We start from the raw sequence: 17,822 nt of genomic DNA, 5'->3' as shown, positions 1-17,822 counted from the left end.
ATGGTTGATAAAGAATACAGCCTCAATGATATCGTTGAAATGAAAAAACAGCATCCATGTGGGACGAATAGATGGAAAATAATTCGATTAGGGATGGACATTCGGATTAAGTGTGAAGGGTGCGCACATAGTGTCATGATTCCAAGAAAGGAATTTACTAGAAAGCTAAAGAAAATTCTTGTTAAGCATGAGGAGTGATTCTCATGCTTTTTCTATGATGATTGGGATATGTGTTCTATAATATATTATACGAGTGATCTAGAGGGGAGTGAAATGGAGAATGACTACGTATAAATCTGCGTGCCCATTAAATTGTTGGGATAGCTGCGGCTTTGAAGTTGAAGTGGAAAATGGGAAGGTTATTAAAATAGATGGAAATAAGGACCATCCTATCACAAAAGGAAAAATATGTGGAAGAGGACGCATGCTAGAGGCAAGGACAAACTCTCATGATCGAATTCTCCACCCCTTAAAAAAGATTGATGGTGTTTTTCAGAAAATTTCTTGGGAACAAGCATTGGATGAAATTGCTCATAAACTTACAATTATAAAAGAAGCATACGGAACGACTGCTGTATTCCATAGTCATGATTATGCCAATGGGGGCTTACTAACTAAAATTCCAGAGCGCTTTTTCAATTGTTATGGTGGTGTAACTGAAATCATTGGTAGTATTTGTTGGGGTTCTGGAATTGAAGCACAAAAATGGGATTTCGGTAATGCAGCTAGCCATGCACCAGAAGATATTTATAATAGTAAAAATGTAATCATTTGGGGTAGAAATGTCTCAAGAACGAATATGCACCTCTATGGTTATTTACAGGATGTTAAGAAAAAGGGAACAAAAATCATTGTAATTGACCCAATTTATAATGCAACAGCCAAAATGGCTCACTCCTATATTCCAATTAAACCAGGAATGGATGGGTTTTTAGCAATTGGAGTTATGAAGGAAATAATTCGTTTAAATAAAGAAGATAAGCATTTTATTAAGAATTATACGGTAGGTTTTTCTGACTTAGAAGAACTACTTGATCGTGTTTCAATAGAGTTTATTGAAACTAATACAAATGTTCCACGTGAAACAATTACAGAATTAGCTCATGTGTATAGTGATGGCCCAACCGCGACATATATGGGATTAGGGATGCAGCGATATGCCAATGGAGGAAATACAATTCGTTTAATTGATGCATTAGTTGCGATAAGTGGAAATGTAGGCAGACCAGGTGGTGGTGCTAACTTTGGCAATTTACAGGTTGGCCAAAGCTTTGATAGTAATGCATTAACTCTACCAAGTCGAAAGACTAATACAAGAACATTCACGATGATGCAACAAGCTGAGGGGATTCTAAGTGCTATAGATCCTGAAATACAGATGGTTATGGTGTCATGTGGAAATCCGTTAACACAGGTACCAGATACATCAATTGTTCAGAAGGCATTTAAATCTGTTCAAACTATCGTCGTATTAGAACAATTTATGACTGACACCGCAAAATTAGCTGATTATGTTCTCCCATCAGCAACGGTATTTGAAGAAGAGGATATTTATTATTCATCTATGTATCATCATTATGTTAATTATGGGCCAAAGCTTGTAGATCCACCAGGAGAAGTAAGGTCTGATGTGTGGATTTGGACAGAGTTAGCGAAAAGATTAGGTTTTGGGGATGATTTTAACTATACAAGAGAAGAGTTCATACGAATGGGATTAGGCGAACTTCAAGAAAAGGATATTACCTTAGAGAAACTAAGAGAAGAACATCATCTACCACTACCAGTTGAACATGTCCCATGGCATGATTATCAATTTTTAACACCTAGTGGAAAGTATGAATTCACATCAACGATTGGAGAAGAAAAAGGGTTGGATGGTCATCTGAAAATAGTATATCCGAAGGAATCTACGTTTGAAGATGCTGTACTAGCACAAAATTTCCCTTATTCATTATTAACAATTCATCCACTGCGTTCAAATCATTCGCAGCATTATCATTTAATAGACAGTCTTCAGACAGTTAAAGTAGAGATTTCAACGGATATTGCAGAGGATAAGGGATTGAATCCCAATGATAAGGTTAGGGTGTACAATGAACGTGGCGAGATTATTGGAAAGGTTCAAATTTTAAAACATTCAGCACCAAATATAATATGTATCGATGAGGGTCAGTGGCATGAATTTGGCGGAAGTGTTAATCAGCTAACCCCGAATAGAGTATCCGATAATGGATTAGGAAGTACATTGTATGATTGCCTAGTGAATATTGAAAAAATAATGATAGAACAGTAGACTTTCTACAGGTCGTTTCAATAATGATACGACTTGTATTTTTGTCGTATAATCTCTATAATTGTGGAAGGCTATTTTGTTTACGGAAGGCTGTTTTCGTAACGTGCGAAACACTATGATAAACGTTGAAATTAAATTCGCAAGCTCTTTTCTCGTCATTGCCAGCAATTCATATGAATAAATTACCTAAACAAAATTTTTTCATCTTAAAAAGCAATAAAGTTTGAGAAAAGTGCCTTACGGAAAAAGTAGAGGAGTGGAATATAAATGGCGTTAACGGCAGGTATTGTTGGTCTTCCAAACGTTGGGAAATCAACACTTTTTAATGCAATTACACAAGCAGGGGCAGAGTCAGCGAACTATCCATTTTGTACAATTGATCCGAACGTAGGAATTGTTGAAGTTCCTGATATTCGATTAAATAAATTGACTGAGTTAGTTAAACCTAAAAAAACAGTACCTACCACTTTTGAATTTACTGATATTGCAGGGATTGTAAAAGGGGCAAGTAAAGGTGAAGGATTAGGAAATAAGTTCTTATCACATATCCGTCAGGTTGATGCAATATGTCACGTGGTACGCTGCTTTGCAGATGATAACATTACCCATGTGTCAGGTAAGGTTGACCCGATTTCAGATATTGAAACAATTAACTTAGAGCTTATCCTTGCAGACTTAGAGTCGATTGATAAGCGAGTTGATCGTGTTGCGAAACTAGCAAAACAAAAGGACAAGGATGCATTAGCAGAACATGAAGTGCTTGTAAAAGTAAAGGATGCATTGGAAAAAGAAATGCCAGTACGAGCGATTGAGTTTACGGATGAAGAGCTCAAAGTGGTAAAAGGATTACATCTTTTAACAAGCAAACAAGTATTATATGTTGCCAATGTTGGGGAAGATGATGTAGCAGATCCTTCATCAAATGAATATGTCGGGCAAGTTAAGGAATATGCAGAGAAGGATAATGCTGAAGTTATTGTCGTTTGTGCCAAAATTGAATCTGAAATTGTTGAGCTTGAAGGCGAAGAAAAGGAAATGTTCTTAGAAGAGCTTGGCATTAAGGAATCAGGATTGGACCAATTGATTCGTACAGCATATCACTTATTAGGATTAGCAACTTATTTTACAGCAGGTGTTCAAGAGGTACGTGCGTGGACATTCAGAAAGGGAATGAAAGCTCCTCAATGTGCAGGGATTATTCATTCTGATTTTGAGAGAGGATTTATTCGTGCGGAAACAGTTTCATATGATGACTTACTTGCAGGTGGCTCGATGGGAGCTGCTCGTGAAGCAGGTAAGGTAAGACTTGAAGGAAAAGACTATGTTGTTCAAGATGGGGATGTTATTCATTTCCGATTTAATGTGTAAAATAAATTAATTTACCAGACCATAGCGCGTAAAAAATGCGAACTATGGTCTTTATTTTATGTGTGAAAAAAGGATGTATTTCATATTTACTTGAACAATCCTTTATGAGGTACGAATAACAAGCACAGTGAAGTAATGGGTTCCGATTGTATATTAGGTTGATATGAGGAAACAGCGGTTCTATTTAATAATCTTGCGTATCACTAGGTGTTGTGGTATAATTTTTTTCTGTGAGTAATTGAAATAAATTGCTCCTTGCTCTTTTAATGAAAAGAGCCGTTAGTCCAAAAGGAGGTGAACGTGATGAGAAAATACGAAATTATGTATATCATCCGTCCAAACATTGATGATGAAGCTAAAAAAGCTTTAGTTGAGCGTTTTAATGGCGTTTTAACAGACAATGGTGCGGAGATTACAAACGTAAAAGAATGGGGTAAGCGTCGTCTTGCTTATGAAATCAATGATTTCCGCGACGGTTATTACATGCTTCTTAACGTAATGTCAAATGCTGAAGCTGTTAGCGAATTCGATCGTCTAGCAAAAATCAGTGAAGACATTATCCGTCATATTGTAATTAGAGAAGAAGAATAGGTTTTTTGATATATAGAACGAAAAGGGGTGGTTCTGATGATGAATCGCGTAGTTCTCGTAGGAAGACTTACGAAGGATCCTGAATTACGTTATACGCCAAGTGGTGTCGCAGTAGCAACCTTTACATTAGCTGTTAATCGTACATTCACAAATCAGCAAGGTGATCGAGAAGCTGACTTCATTAACTGTGTGATTTGGCGTCGACCGGCTGAAAATGTTGCGAATTTCTTAAAGAAGGGCAGCTTAGCGGGTGTTGATGGTCGAATTCAAACAAGAAATTATGATGGCCAAGATGGTAAACGTGTATATGTGACTGAGGTTGTAGCAGAAAGTGTTCAATTCCTTGAACCTAGAAATGCAAATGATCAGCAACGTAGCAGCGGTGGTGGGAACTACGGCGGAGGATTTAGTGGGAACCAGGGCCAAGGTGGCTATGCTCCTTCTCCTTCACCATATGGACAAAATCAGAACCAACAACAACGAAATAATAACAATAACCAAGGCTTTACGAGAGTAGATGAGGATCCATTTGCAAATGATGGACAACCAATTGACATTTCAGATGATGATCTTCCATTCTAAATCGTAAATGTTTGTGAAATTTATATATGAAGGAGGAGAATTCTGATGGCAGGTGGACGTAGAGGTGGACGTGCAAAACGTCGTAAAGTTTGTTATTTTACAGCTAATGGTATCACTCATATCGATTACAAAGATATCGATGTGTTAAAACGTTTCGTATCTGAGCGTGGAAAGATTTTACCACGTCGTGTTACTGGTACAAGCGCTAAATACCAACGCAAACTAACAATCGCAATCAAACGTGCTCGTCAAATGGCTTTATTGCCATATGTACAAGGCGAATAATATAAGTAAAAGCACAATAGGGACTTCCTTATTGTGCTTTTTTTATGCAGTTTTTTTGAACTAAGTGGGGGTCTCACGAATGAGTATGAAGATCATGCAGGGTATTTTCAAGTGTATATAGAATATGTATTGAGTATAAATGATTACGAATTGATGAAAGCGGTTAATATTATAAATTTAAGAGGTTAAAAAGGCTAAAAATAAAATTGATTCCAAACAGTTACCTTTCACTGTTGATGAGGAGAAGATACTTATTATCATTATGATGAAACTAAAAATAGCATAACGACTGTTGGAACTCAAGCTAATGAATTTTATGCATATTACAATGGATAGAAAAAAGATTGACGAGGAAATGCAAGAGCAGATGCTTCAGTTGACCCGTGAATATATTCTAGGGGATTCTATGTAAAAAGTTCACTTATACAAAATGGGTAACTTTATTTTGATATTTAGTAATAGTGCTCAGTGCTTTAATGGACTGAGTATTTTTTTACGTGAATTTGAATTGTATTAATTATGTAGTAATTCCAAACTTTAATGATCTGAGAATCGTTAAGTATATAAAGAAAGGAGTTGTCGCCTTGTTTACTATTCCCGACATTGAAGAATTAATGTTTCAATATACAGAGCACCTAATTCGGATCGCGTATGGTTATGTGAAGGATCTTCAAGCTGCAGAAGACATTGTACAGGAAGTATTCATAAAGTTTTATCGATATCAGGAAAATTACGAAGAACGTGGTGAGATCAAGGCCTTCCTCACAAAAATGACAATGAACAAAAGCAAAGATTATTTGAAAAGCTGGGCCTATAAAAAGATTCACATTCAAAACAAGTTCTTTCCACATGCCGGAAAAAGGGTTCCAGATGAGTTGGTTCGAAAAGATGAGCAAACAATTGTCGGGGATGCCATCCTCGAATTGCCCTTAAAACAGCGAGAAATTCTTATTCATTATTACTATAATGAAATGACAATTCTTGAAATTGCAGACCTTCTATCCCTACCCGAAAGCACAGTAAAAACCAGGTTAAGCCGTGGAAGAGAACTATTAAGAAATCGATTGAACGGAGTACAATGGGAGGTGCTTCTTAATGAATCATAATATTTTTCCTGAATTAAAAAATGTAACCAAGAGTAAACAACGTGTGATGAAAAATGTACTGCAAGAGCTTGAAAATACATCAAGAACGCGAAAGCACAAATTGCGTTATGTCTTGTTATCTACCATTCTCACAGTGTGCACAATGTTTCTTGTCCTCAATGAAATATCGATTAAAAACAAACAAATTACATCCAAAGAACAGTCCCCAACAGAAATGCATTCAGATTTATTAAAACCTACATTTTCTAATAAACAAGGTCATCTATATCTCCATGGAATTACTTTAGGCGACTCAAAGGAAAAGGTAATAGAGCGATTAGGTGGAAAATATTTAATCGAACAAGAGGATGGCAGTGGGGCAGACTTTGTCATGGAATATGATGGAGTTGCAAGGTTTTATATCATTAAGGATAAGGTAAACCACATATTATTAATGAAAGTAGATAAAAAGTATTTTGATCAATTATTTGCTAATTATGAGGGGTTTAAATTTGGTTCTTCAAGCGATGACCGGTTTATTTACTCGGAGGAGACGGTTCAAATAATAAAAGCAACAACGAACGTTCCTAACCAGGATCTTTATTTGTACCTGACATATCCTGGCCCAGAGCTCAGGGGAAATCCAGAATTTCTAAAGATGGAACAGAAGAATGCACTTATGGAAAAGAGTGAATCAATATTTTCTTCATTAGAAAATCATAATTGGAAAGAGATTTCCGATATGGCTCATCCAGAAGGGATCGTGTTTTCCCTTTTTGCTGACCTGGGTACTAATTCGAATGAAGTAATCCTCAGCAAGGAAGAACTTATAGTAGATGACCAACAGGAAATTGTATGGGGGGCGGATCATTCAGGAAGAAAGATCATTCGAACAAAGGATGAATTTGTAGATGGATATCTTTTTAAAAATATTTATCAAAATGAAATAGACTACAATACTGTGACATTCGATAGTTCCTCTGTGGAGAGTGGAGGTGTTATAAATACCATTTCTACTAAATTCCCAGATGCCATATATGTAGAATACTATTCTGAAGCATCTGAAGAGGAATATGATTGGCAGGCTCTCCGATTTGTTTTCCGAGAATATGAGGGGGAATGGCTTTTATTTGGAATAGTAAGGGATGTCCATCATCCTTAATAGCAAATCGTTTGAACTACTTATAATGTGTTTGATTATCATTTTTTTTATTTAAAAAGAGGCTCCGAAAAACGGAGCCTCTACATGTATTTAGTAATCTTTTTTTAGAATGAAGAAACGTGGTGACGCTAAAATTAATAAAATCATAACGATTGAACAACTTATAAATGCTCCAAGCATACTTGTTCCATTACCTATGAATGAATACCAAACAGGATTTAATACCTCTGGAGCAAAATATTCAATAAAGATAAATCCAGATAAAAAGTGCCAGAAATAGCGTGTGAGACTACCAACAAAGATTGCAAAGACGATGAAAATAAGTGCATTAATCTTTTTATTATCTTTTAATTGTCTTTGAATGATTGAACTAAATAATCCAGCAAATGCAATAAATGGGAAGGCTATAACGTATTCCATAATGGCTTGCACAGGATGTACAATCCAAGGGTCAAAAATTAATTGCAATAATCCCCATATCAGACCTGAAAGAAAACTAATTTTAAACCCCCATCGAAAAGCAACAATAAAAATGGGTACCATCGCAAAAGATATAGAAATGGCCGGTGAAAGCTTTATGGATGGAACAAACATATCCAGTATAAGCGCCAATGCACCAAAAATCGCCGCCTCAATCATTGCTTGTAATCTAAAATTACGCATAAAAAAACCCCCTATGAAGTGTTTGATAAAAAACGAACCGCATAGGAGAACAGTTTTAATTTATGTCCTCATTTTCCACAATCCCTACGCTAGTATTAACTAACAGGTTCAAAGGGTCAGAACGATAATCGTTCACTCTCAGCATTTTGCTCCCCTAGTGGTTACGTTTACTTATTCTATATCATCATAACTGATAATAGAATAAATGAAAACTAATATGTTCTTATTTTGCCAAAAGGTTGAATGAATATCAGTATCTCTATAAAATAGGAGTAGTAGAGAAATAAAACAAAGCTTTAGGAGCTGAAAAATGTATGCCAGATTTTTATAAAAGAAAGTTATTTCGCTACCCCATTTATGCATTACTTGTTGTAACCGGAATTTTGATCGGAATTATTTCCTATTTCCATTGGGTAATTGGGTTAGTAAGTTTTCTGCTCCTTGGATTAATCGTTTATTATTTGTATCAAGCAGAATCCCATCTTAATCAAGAGATGGAGCAATACATATCAACACTATCTTATCGTCTGAAAAAGGTAGGGGAAGAGGCATTAATGGAGATGCCAATTGGAATCCTACTTTATAATGATGACTATCAAGTAGAATGGGCCAATCCTTATTTATCCACCTGCTTTGATGCAGACACGCTTGTAGGTAGGTCACTGTATGATATTGGCGAATCCATTGTTCCATTAATCAAGCAAGAAGTAGACAGTGAGACCATTTCACTGCACGAACAAAAGTTTAAAATTATCATTAAAAGAGAAGAACGACTATTATACTTCTTTGATGTGACTGAGCAACTTGAAATTGAACAGTTATATGAGGCAGAGAGAACCGTTTTAGGTATTATTTATTTAGATAATTATGATGAAGTTACTCAAGGGATGGACGATCAAAGAAAAAGCTCATTGAATAGCCAAGTTACTTCTATTCTGAACAAGTGGGCAACTGAATATGGTGTGTTTTTAAAACGAACATCCTCTGAACGATTTATTGCGGTATTGAACGAGAATATTTTAACTCAATTAGAAAAGACAAAGTTTACAATTTTGGATGAAGTTCGTGAAGAAACAGCTAAGGGCAGTGTGCCACTTACGTTAAGTATTGGAGTTGGGATAGGTGTTCCTACACTTCCAGAATTGGGTGTGGGTGCTCAATCAAGCTTGGATCTGGCATTAGGCCGCGGGGGCGACCAGGTTGCGATTAAACAGCCAAATGGAAAGATTAAGTTTTATGGCGGAAAAACAAATCCGATGGAAAAACGTACAAGGGTGCGTGCTCGTGTTATTTCTCATGCACTTAAGGAAATTGTAACGGATAGCGATAAAGTGATTATCATGGGGCATAAATACCCCGATATGGATGCGATCGGTGCAGCAATCGGGATATTGAAGGTCGCTCAAATGAATTCTGTTGAGGGATATATTGTCTTAAATTTGAATGAAATTGATATGGGTGTAGGGCGTTTACTTGATGAGGTGAAGGAGAACACAGATCTGTGGGAACGTTTTATTTCACCTGAGGAAGCACTAGAAATTGCAACGAATAATACTCTACTAGTTGTGGTTGATACACATAAACCTTCTCTCGTTATTGAAGAAAAACTTGTATCAAAGATTGATAAGGTTGTTGTCATTGATCATCATCGAAGAGGAGAAGAGTTCATTCAATCGCCATTATTAGTATACATGGAGCCATATGCATCATCTACGGCGGAATTAGTAACAGAGCTGCTAGAATATCAGCCGAAACGGGTCAAAATTGATATGCTTGAGGCGACAGCTCTTTTAGCAGGAATTATTGTGGATACTAAGAGCTTTACATTAAGAACTGGCTCAAGAACCTTCGATGCAGCTTCGTATTTACGAGCGCAAGGAGCGGACACGGTTCTTGTTCAAAAGTTCTTGAAGGAAAATATGGATCAATTTAAAAAGCGTGCTAAACTGATTGAATCAGCCTTTATTTATAAAAATGGGATTGCAATTTCGAAGGGATACGAGGATGAAACCTTTGATCAAGTGATGATTGCTCAAGCAGCAGATACACTTTTAACGATGAATAATGTCGTTGCTTCTTTTGTTATTTCAGTAAGACATGATTTACAGGTTGGAATTAGTGCAAGATCACTAGGTGATATTAACGTACAATTAATAATGGAAAGCTTAGGCGGTGGTGGTCATTTGACAAATGCCGCAACACAGATGCAAAATGTTACAATAGAAGAAGCTGAGCATAAATTACTCGAAGCAATTGATGAATATTTGGGAGGTAGGAAAGAATGAAAGTTATCTTTTTAAAGGATGTAAAAGGAAAAGGTAAAAAAGGTGAAGTGAAAAATGTTTCAGACGGTTACGCACATAACTTTTTATTAAAACAAAATCTTGCTATTGAAGCAACACCAGGTAATATAAAATCACTAGAAGCAAAGAAAAATAAAGAATCAAAAGAAGCTGCAGAAGAGCTTGAACAATCAAAGAAGTTGAAAGAGACGATTGAAAAGCTAACGGTTGAATTACAAGCCAAATCGGGTGAGGGTGGCCGTTTATTCGGTTCTGTTACTAGCAAACAAATTGCAGATGAACTTGCAAAGAAACATAAAATTAAAATTGACAAACGTAAATTTGATTTGCCAGATGGAATTCGAGCATTAGGATTTACCAATGTCCCTATAAAATTACATCAAGAAGTAACGGCAACTGTGAAGGTACATGTAAAGGAACAGTAATTTCCATTGCAATAAATTGTAAATCAGATAGAATTAAAAGTGTAAAATGTGATTTTGTGTTCATGCGCAAATCACATTTTTTCTTATCGTGGATTTCATGGATTGGAAATATATTAAAAAACAGTATAATAGAGTCATAGATTATCGAAACGGGAGTGGAGAAAATATGAGTGATGTTTTTGCTGATCGTATTCCTCCGCAAAATATCGAGGCAGAGCAAGCTGTATTAGGTGCTATTTTTTTAGAGCCTAGTTCTTTAACGTTAGCCTCTGAATTATTAATTCCAGAAGACTTTTATCGAGCGGCACATCAAAAGATTTTTAATGCGATGCTTGACCTATCAGATAAAGGTGAACCAGTTGATTTAGTAACGGTAACTTCTGAGTTAGCGGATATTAAAATTTTAGAAGAAATAGGTGGAGTCTCTTACTTAAGTGACTTAGCAAATTCAGTGCCTACTGCAGCAAATATCGAATATTATGCAAGAATTATTGAAGAAAAGTCGATCTTACGTCGGTTAATACGTACGGCAACTTCAATTGCCTCTGATAGTTATTCTCGTGAAGATGAGGTCGAAGCTCTTTTAGGTGAAGCTGAAAAAAATATTATGGAGGTTGCCAATAAGAAAAATGCGGGTGCCTTCCAAAATATAAAAGATGTACTTGTGCAAACATATGATAATATTGAAACCCTTCATAATCGAGTTGGTGATATTACAGGTATACCAACAGGGTTTACCGAGCTTGACCGAATGACAGCAGGCTTTCAACGAAATGACTTAATTATCGTAGCTGCTCGTCCGTCTGTTGGTAAAACGGCTTTTGCGCTTAATATTGCTCAAAATGTTGCTACAAAGACTGATGAAAATGTCGCGATTTTTAGCCTTGAGATGGGTGCAGAGCAGCTTGTAATGAGGATGCTTTGCGCGGAAGGAAATATTAATGCCCAAAATTTACGGACAGGTTCATTAACGCCAGAGGATTGGGGAAAGCTTACGATGGCGATGGGAAGTTTGTCTAATTCGGGTATATATATCGATGATACACCAGGAATACGTGTGAATGAAATTCGTTCGAAATGCCGTCGTCTTAAGCAGGAAGCAGGACTTGGAATGATCTTAATCGATTATTTACAGTTGATCCAAGGCAGCGGGAGAGGTGGAGAAAACCGTCAACAGGAAGTATCCGAAATCTCTCGTTCATTAAAGGCATTAGCACGTGAATTACAGGTTCCTGTAATCGCCCTTTCACAGCTTTCTCGTGGAGTAGAGCAAAGACAGGACAAACGACCAATGATGTCAGATATTCGTGAATCAGGAAGTATTGAGCAGGATGCTGATATCGTCGCTTTCTTATACCGTGATGACTATTACGATAAGGAAAGTGAAAATAAAAATATTATTGAAATTATCATTGCAAAGCAACGTAACGGCCCAGTCGGCACCGTTTCATTAGCATTTGTGAAGGAATATAATAAATTCGTGAATCTGGAACGAAGGTTTGATGATGCCGGAATGCCTCCAGGTGCATAAGTATAAAATGATGTGTGAACCTGAAAAGGTGTTGCACATCATTTTTTTGTGGATTGGAAAGTATAAAAGAGTTCGTTCTGCGAATCAGCTTCGGATTCTATCGAGTGTGTGTGCATCTATTAGTAAGAATGATCAAATATGTAGCATCACGAGCAAATCTATAGGTCGATGAGCTTATCGTGCATATACATGGGCTAACGCGCATATTTGGGCATTAACAAGCATATTTCCGTGCTTTCGAACATATTGCAGAAGTAACGTGCAAATCCTGGGCATAACGAACATATAACATAAATCTCGTGCATATCACATATTCATCGTGCATATGATTGTGCGAACGCGCATATATCGTGATGAGCGAGTATATATTAGGGGTTAACGTGCAATTCCGGTACTAGGACCTAAAACATAATTTAAAAGCATTTTTCAAAAGGATAAATAAGAAAGATAGATCAGGGGAAAATATACATATGACACTCCCTGACCGAATGATAAATAAAAATATTATTTAATTGTTCGTGTTTTATTGAATATAGGACGAAATACTGATAAAATTAAAATGAATTGAATGCGATATACGAAAGTTATCTGATTTTAACCCTGGAGGTGCTTTTTTAATGTCATCAGTTGTGGTTGTAGGAACTCAGTGGGGGGACGAGGGAAAAGGTAAAATTACTGATTTCCTTTCGGAAAATGCAGAGGTAATTGCTAGATATCAAGGTGGAGATAATGCCGGTCATACGATTGTATTTAATGGGGAAACATACAAGCTTCATTTAATCCCATCCGGCATCTTCTATTCTGATAAAATTTGTGTGATTGGAAACGGGATGGTGGTGAACCCGAAGGCGCTTGTTACAGAGCTTGCTTATCTTCATGAAAAAGGAATAAACACCGATAATTTACGGATTAGTAATCGCGCCCATGTGATTTTACCTTATCACTTAAAGCTTGATGAATTAGAGGAGGAACGCAAAGGGGCTAATAAAATAGGGACAACAAAAAAAGGAATTGGTCCTGCATATATGGATAAAGCAGCAAGAATAGGAATTCGAATTGCGGATTTACTTGATCGTGAATCATTTGAAGAAAAGATAGCGCATAATCTGTCTGAAAAAAACCAACTATTTGAAAAGGTGTACGAAGTAGATGGATTCACGGTTGAACAAATTTTAGATGAGTATTACCAATATGGACAGGAGATTGCGAAATACGTATGTGATACATCTGTCGTATTGAATGATGCTCTTGATGATGGACGTCGTGTGCTTTTCGAAGGTGCACAAGGGGTTATGCTTGATATTGATCAAGGCACCTATCCATTTGTTACATCTTCGAATCCTGTAGCTGGCGGTGTAACAATTGGTTCTGGTGTAGGACCAACTAAGATAAACCATGTAGTGGGCGTATCAAAGGCTTATACAACCCGTGTTGGTGACGGTCCATTTCCGACAGAGCTTACTAATGAAATTGGAAATCAAATACGTGAGGTTGGCCGAGAGTATGGTACAACAACGGGTCGTCCACGTCGTGTTGGCTGGTTTGATAGTGTAGTTGTCCGCCACGCACGCAGAGTGAGTGGTATCACGGATTTATCTCTAAATTCTGTCGATGTATTAACAGGGATTCAAACATTGAAAATCTGTGTTGCGTATAAATATAAAGGTGAAGTAATGGAAGAATTCCCAGCAAGCTTAGAAATATTGGCTGAATGTGAACCAGTCTATGAGGAATTACCAGGTTGGACAGAGGACATTACAGGAGTAAAAAACTTAGCAGATTTGCCTGAAAATGCCCGTCATTATATTGAACGAATCGCTCAATTAACAGGGATATCACTATCGGTATTCTCGGTAGGGCCTGATCGAACCCAAACAAATATTATTCGAAGTGTATACTCGTAATTTGAAAATAGGGAAGCCGAGATTAGCTGATTAAGCAAAATCTCGGCTTTTAAAATCGGCTCTGTTATAACTGAATGTTGATTTTACTGTGTTTGCAAAATAAAGGGAAAAACTCCTTTTAAATTTGGAAATACCCATATTTCCCACAAAATAAAGGAATTTTTTCGCTTATTGTATTGAAATCATTGGGTTTTGCCTTATTTAGAGCAAATAACCGGAGAATCTCCGCTTATATCTGCTTCTTAAGCACTATTATATACAATAGCCGGAAAATTTCCGCCTATTCATTCGCATACACACGAAAATCAACGATGAATAAAAAAAGAGCATTAAAATTTATAAATATAAATGATTTTTAAAAAAACTATTGCGCTTTAGGAAACTATTATGCTAATATAAAAAACGTCGCTGAAACAATTCTGTAACGTATCGAGCCGGTGTAGCTCAGTTGGTAGAGCAACTGACTTGTAATCAGTAGGTCGTGGGTTCGACTCCTATCGCCGGCACCACTTTTACAAGAGCCATTAGCTCAGTCGGTAGAGCATCTGACTTTTAATCAGAGGGTCGAAGGTTCGAATCCTTCATGGCTCACCAAAGTTTTTTGCTTCAGCAAAATAACTTACATTAGTTTGCGTTAGTAAAATAACATACCATCTATTACCATGGCCCGTTGGTCAAGCGGTTAAGACACCGCCCTTTCACGGCGGTAACACGGGTTCGAATCCCGTACGGGTCACTTTACTTTACATAATAATACAAAACAAGGTCCCGTGGTGTAGCGGTTAACATGCCTGCCTGTCACGCAGGAGATCGCCGGTTCGATCCCGGTCGGGACCGCCATTATACATACATAAAAAGGCTCAGTAGCTCAGTCGGTAGAGCAAAGGACTGAAAATCCTTGTGTCGGCGGTTCGATTCCGTCCTGAGCCACTCAAAGGGTATGAACGAATTTTAAATTCGTCCATGCCCTTTTATTTTTGAAAAGGGTCGAATCCCCATTCCCCAGCTATGTCTTTTGTTACATAGTTCCGACAGTATTTCACAAAAAATAGTGGGATAAATGCTTAAAAGGTCTCATATAGTCACTATATTTTTACATATTTCTAGTAAAAATATGACAGTAATACTACATTTATATTACATATTGGAAATTACTATACTTTTATTGAAATTCTATGGTAAAGTAATAGAGGATAAAATAGTGAGAATTGTCGAAGATTAATTCTTTCTCTCACAAGGTGAGAAGAATGCATGTGAATGCAGGGCAGTAAGCCTTTGTTTAGGAGGAAAGACAGTGTCGAAACAAAACAAAACAGAGCATATAACACATTACAATAAATATAAGAGTCTATTTAAAAGAGCTGCAATTACTTCTGTAGCATTTTCTACTTTAATGTTAGGAACAGCCTCTGCAGAATCCAATATTTCAACCGTTTATCATATATACATAGATGGTAATAGAATTGGCACAGTAGATAATATTAAATTAGTAGATCAAGTGATAGATAAGAAGATTGAATCTATCAAAAAGGACTACAGTGACCTTTCTTTAACAGCTGATGATTTGTCAGTTATTCAAGAACAAGTATTCCGTGCGAATGCGAATAATGCTAAAACCATTCAAAAGCTAGAGTCAGAGGTTCATATTGTTGCGAAGGCAACCGCATTATCAATAGACGGCAAGCCAGTAGCTTATTTGAAAAATAAAGAAGCTGCTGAAGATGCCCTTAAGCTACTTAAATTAAAGTATGTTAAGGTAGAAGAACTGACCGCATTAGAAGCAAGAGCAAAGTCTGATACGCCACTACCAGCTTTAAAAGAAGGTCAGTCTCGTATATTAGACGTAGCAATTAACCAAAACGTTTCACTTTCTGAAGAAGAAATTTTACCAAATGAAATTTTAACGCCAGTAGACACGGTTAAGTTGCTACAAAAAGGTACTTTAGAAGAAAAGAAATATAAGGTTAAAGAAGGGGATGTACTTGGAGCAATTGCGATTGCACACGGTCTAAGTACGAAACAACTTTTAGAGTTAAACCCACAACTAACAGAAGAGTCTGTTCTCCAAATTGACCAAGAAGTTAATGTGACTGCTTATAAGCCACTATTAACTGTAACAGTGAAAAAGGAAGAAAGTAAGAAAGAAACAATCGCCTACAAGACAGAAGTAAAAGAAGACTCAAATATGTATAAAGGTGATAATAAGGTAACACAAGAAGGTCAAGAAGGCGAAAAAGTTGTTAATTATAATGTTGAGTTAGTGAACGGACAAGTTTCAAAACGAACAGCTACATCTGAAAATATTATAAAAGAACCAGTGAATCACGTAGTTGTAAAAGGGACAAAGGTTGTACCATCTAGAGGAACAGGTTCATTATCTTGGCCAGCAGTTGGTGGATATATTTCCAGCAAGCAAGGATACCGTTGGGGAAGACTCCATAAAGGTATCGATATTGCAAGACCAAGTAACCATACAATTAAAGCAGCTGACAATGGCACAGTAATATTTGCTGGATATGACGGCAGCTTTGGAAATAAAATCATGATTGATCATAACAATGGCATTGTCACTCTTTATGCACATATGTCATCACTTGATGTACACTCTGGACAAACGGTTTCTCAGGGGCAAGCCATTGGAGTAATGGGTGCTACTGGAAATTCAACAGGTGTTCACTTACATTTTGAAGTATATAAAAATGGATCCCTACAAAATCCATTATCTTATTTAAGATAATCGAAAAAAACCTCTAGCATTTTGCTGGAGGTTTTTTCATAAATATAGAGAATTATGAATAGGTGAAGGATTTTTATAAAACTGGTGATTTTCTATTCAACTTTGGTAAAGTTAAGATATGAGAGTTGCCGTAGAAATCCCATTCGAATGTAATCATTCAAAAGAAGAGGAGAATTAAAAAATGGATAAAATAATCCTTGTTGTTGATGATGAAAAGCCAATTGCAGATATATTACAGTTTAATTTACAAAAAGAAGGGTATAAGGTAGTGTGTGCATACGATGGACAAGAGGCGTTAGAGAAGGTGGAAGAGGTAAAACCTGACCTAATTCTTCTCGATATCATGCTCCCTCACAAAGATGGGATGGAAGTGTGTAGAGAGGTCCGTAAGAAATATGATATGCCAATCGTGATGTTGACTGCGAAGGATTCGGAAATTGATAAGGTGTTGGGACTTGAATTAGGTGCAGATGACTATGTTACAAAACCATTCAGTACGAGGGAGCTGCTTGCAAGAGTGAAGGCAAATCTCAGAAGACATCAGCAAATTTCTGAATCATCGGATCAAGATAATTCAAGTGAGATTGCAGTAGGATCTCTTGTAATCCATCCAGATGCATATGTCGTTTCAAAACGCGGTGAAACCATCGAATTAACCCATCGTGAGTTTGAGCTATTGCATTATTTAGCAAAGCATCTAGGTCAAGTTATGACAAGAGAACATCTTTTACAAACTGTTTGGGGCTATGATTATTTTGGAGATGTTCGGACAGTTGATGTTACCGTTAGGCGTCTTCGTGAAAAAATTGAGGATAGTCCGAGTCATCCAACTTGGATCGTTACAAGACGTGGAGTAGGCTATTACTTGCGAAATCCAGATCAGGAGTAAACAT

15 protein-coding genes, 5 tRNA genes and 1 riboswitch are annotated in these 17,822 nt (G+C 36.8%); of the genes, 19 read left to right on the top strand and 1 reads right to left on the bottom strand.

Annotation, left to right across the window (positions count from 1 at the left end; all coding sequences use genetic code 11):
* From MJG50_RS15685 to MJG50_RS15650, 8 genes are all read left to right on the top strand, one after another.
* Nucleotides 1-198, top strand: a complete 198-nt coding sequence (locus MJG50_RS15685) for a DUF951 domain-containing protein (RefSeq protein WP_240256693.1) — start codon at nucleotides 1-3, stop codon at nucleotides 196-198.
* Between the two features lie 82 nt (nucleotides 199-280).
* On the top strand, nucleotides 281-2,293 hold the full coding sequence (locus MJG50_RS15680) for a molybdopterin-dependent oxidoreductase (protein ID WP_240256692.1): 2,013 nt from the start codon (nucleotides 281-283) through the stop codon (nucleotides 2,291-2,293).
* A gap of 267 nt (nucleotides 2,294-2,560) precedes the next feature.
* Nucleotides 2,561-3,661, top strand: coding sequence for a redox-regulated ATPase YchF (ychF, locus tag MJG50_RS15675; RefSeq protein WP_240256691.1), 1,101 nt, complete (start codon nucleotides 2,561-2,563; stop codon nucleotides 3,659-3,661).
* A gap of 303 nt (nucleotides 3,662-3,964) precedes the next feature.
* Nucleotides 3,965-4,252, top strand: a complete 288-nt coding sequence (gene rpsF, locus MJG50_RS15670) for a 30S ribosomal protein S6 (protein WP_240256713.1) — start codon at nucleotides 3,965-3,967, stop codon at nucleotides 4,250-4,252.
* Between the two features lie 36 nt (nucleotides 4,253-4,288).
* Entirely contained in the window at nucleotides 4,289-4,834 is a 546-nt protein-coding gene (ssb, locus tag MJG50_RS15665) for a single-stranded DNA-binding protein (protein ID WP_240256690.1), read from the top strand.
* A gap of 45 nt (nucleotides 4,835-4,879) precedes the next feature.
* Nucleotides 4,880-5,119: a 30S ribosomal protein S18 gene (gene rpsR / locus MJG50_RS15660; RefSeq protein ID WP_240256689.1), complete on the top strand. Its 240-nt coding sequence runs from the start codon at nucleotides 4,880-4,882 to the stop codon at nucleotides 5,117-5,119.
* Nucleotides 5,120-5,703: 584 nt separating this feature from the next.
* Nucleotides 5,704-6,225 (top strand): sigma-70 family RNA polymerase sigma factor, encoded by a 522-nt coding sequence (locus MJG50_RS15655; RefSeq protein WP_240256688.1) that lies wholly within the window; start codon nucleotides 5,704-5,706, stop codon nucleotides 6,223-6,225.
* Nucleotides 6,215-7,366 carry a hypothetical protein gene (locus MJG50_RS15650; RefSeq protein WP_240256687.1) on the top strand — a complete coding sequence of 384 codons (1,152 nt, stop codon included), beginning with the start codon at nucleotides 6,215-6,217 and terminating at the stop codon, nucleotides 7,364-7,366. Before MJG50_RS15655 ends, MJG50_RS15650 begins: the two co-directional genes overlap by 11 nt.
* Nucleotides 7,367-7,456: 90 nt before the next feature.
* Here the strand turns inward: MJG50_RS15650 and thiT are convergent, their stop codons facing one another.
* Entirely contained in the window at nucleotides 7,457-8,029 is a 573-nt protein-coding gene (gene thiT, locus MJG50_RS15645) for an energy-coupled thiamine transporter ThiT (protein WP_240256686.1), read from the bottom strand.
* A gap of 63 nt (nucleotides 8,030-8,092) precedes the next feature.
* Nucleotides 8,093-8,195, bottom strand: a riboswitch (TPP riboswitch).
* 148 nt (nucleotides 8,196-8,343) lie between these two features.
* Between thiT and MJG50_RS15640 the strand changes: the two genes are divergently transcribed.
* From MJG50_RS15640 to yycF, 11 genes are all read left to right on the top strand, one after another.
* Complete coding sequence (locus MJG50_RS15640; RefSeq protein WP_240256685.1) at nucleotides 8,344-10,314, top strand: DHH family phosphoesterase; 1,971 nt, start codon at nucleotides 8,344-8,346, stop codon at nucleotides 10,312-10,314.
* Complete coding sequence (gene rplI, locus MJG50_RS15635; RefSeq protein ID WP_240256684.1) at nucleotides 10,311-10,757, top strand: 50S ribosomal protein L9; 447 nt, start codon at nucleotides 10,311-10,313, stop codon at nucleotides 10,755-10,757. Before MJG50_RS15640 ends, rplI begins: the two co-directional genes overlap by 4 nt.
* Nucleotides 10,758-10,923: 166 nt before the next feature.
* Complete coding sequence (gene dnaB, locus MJG50_RS15630) at nucleotides 10,924-12,288, top strand: replicative DNA helicase (RefSeq protein ID WP_240256683.1); 1,365 nt, start codon at nucleotides 10,924-10,926, stop codon at nucleotides 12,286-12,288.
* Between the two features lie 617 nt (nucleotides 12,289-12,905).
* Nucleotides 12,906-14,192, top strand: coding sequence for an adenylosuccinate synthase (locus MJG50_RS15625; RefSeq protein ID WP_240256682.1), 1,287 nt, complete (start codon nucleotides 12,906-12,908; stop codon nucleotides 14,190-14,192).
* 433 nt (nucleotides 14,193-14,625) lie between these two features.
* Nucleotides 14,626-14,701: transfer RNA gene (locus MJG50_RS15620), tRNA-Thr, on the top strand.
* A gap of 9 nt (nucleotides 14,702-14,710) precedes the next feature.
* Nucleotides 14,711-14,786 (top strand) — tRNA-Lys (locus tag MJG50_RS15615).
* Between the two features lie 70 nt (nucleotides 14,787-14,856).
* Nucleotides 14,857-14,928 (top strand) — tRNA-Glu (locus MJG50_RS15610).
* 28 nt (nucleotides 14,929-14,956) lie between these two features.
* A tRNA-Asp gene (locus MJG50_RS15605) sits at nucleotides 14,957-15,032 on the top strand.
* Between the two features lie 17 nt (nucleotides 15,033-15,049).
* Nucleotides 15,050-15,122, top strand: a tRNA-Phe gene (locus MJG50_RS15600).
* 364 nt (nucleotides 15,123-15,486) lie between these two features.
* On the top strand, nucleotides 15,487-16,929 hold the full coding sequence (locus MJG50_RS15595; RefSeq protein WP_240256681.1) for a peptidoglycan DD-metalloendopeptidase family protein: 1,443 nt from the start codon (nucleotides 15,487-15,489) through the stop codon (nucleotides 16,927-16,929).
* A 181-nt stretch (nucleotides 16,930-17,110) separates the two neighbouring features.
* On the top strand, nucleotides 17,111-17,818 hold the full coding sequence (gene yycF / locus MJG50_RS15590; protein WP_240256680.1) for a response regulator YycF: 708 nt from the start codon (nucleotides 17,111-17,113) through the stop codon (nucleotides 17,816-17,818).
* Nucleotides 17,819-17,822 lie beyond the last annotated feature (4 nt).

The sequence above is a fragment of the Fredinandcohnia quinoae genome (assembly GCF_022427965.1).
GTDB lineage: Bacteria > Bacillota > Bacilli > Bacillales > Bacillaceae_L > Ferdinandcohnia > Ferdinandcohnia quinoae.
Note: the sequence above shows the minus strand (reverse complement) of the source record. Positions and strands in the feature narration are given on the sequence as shown.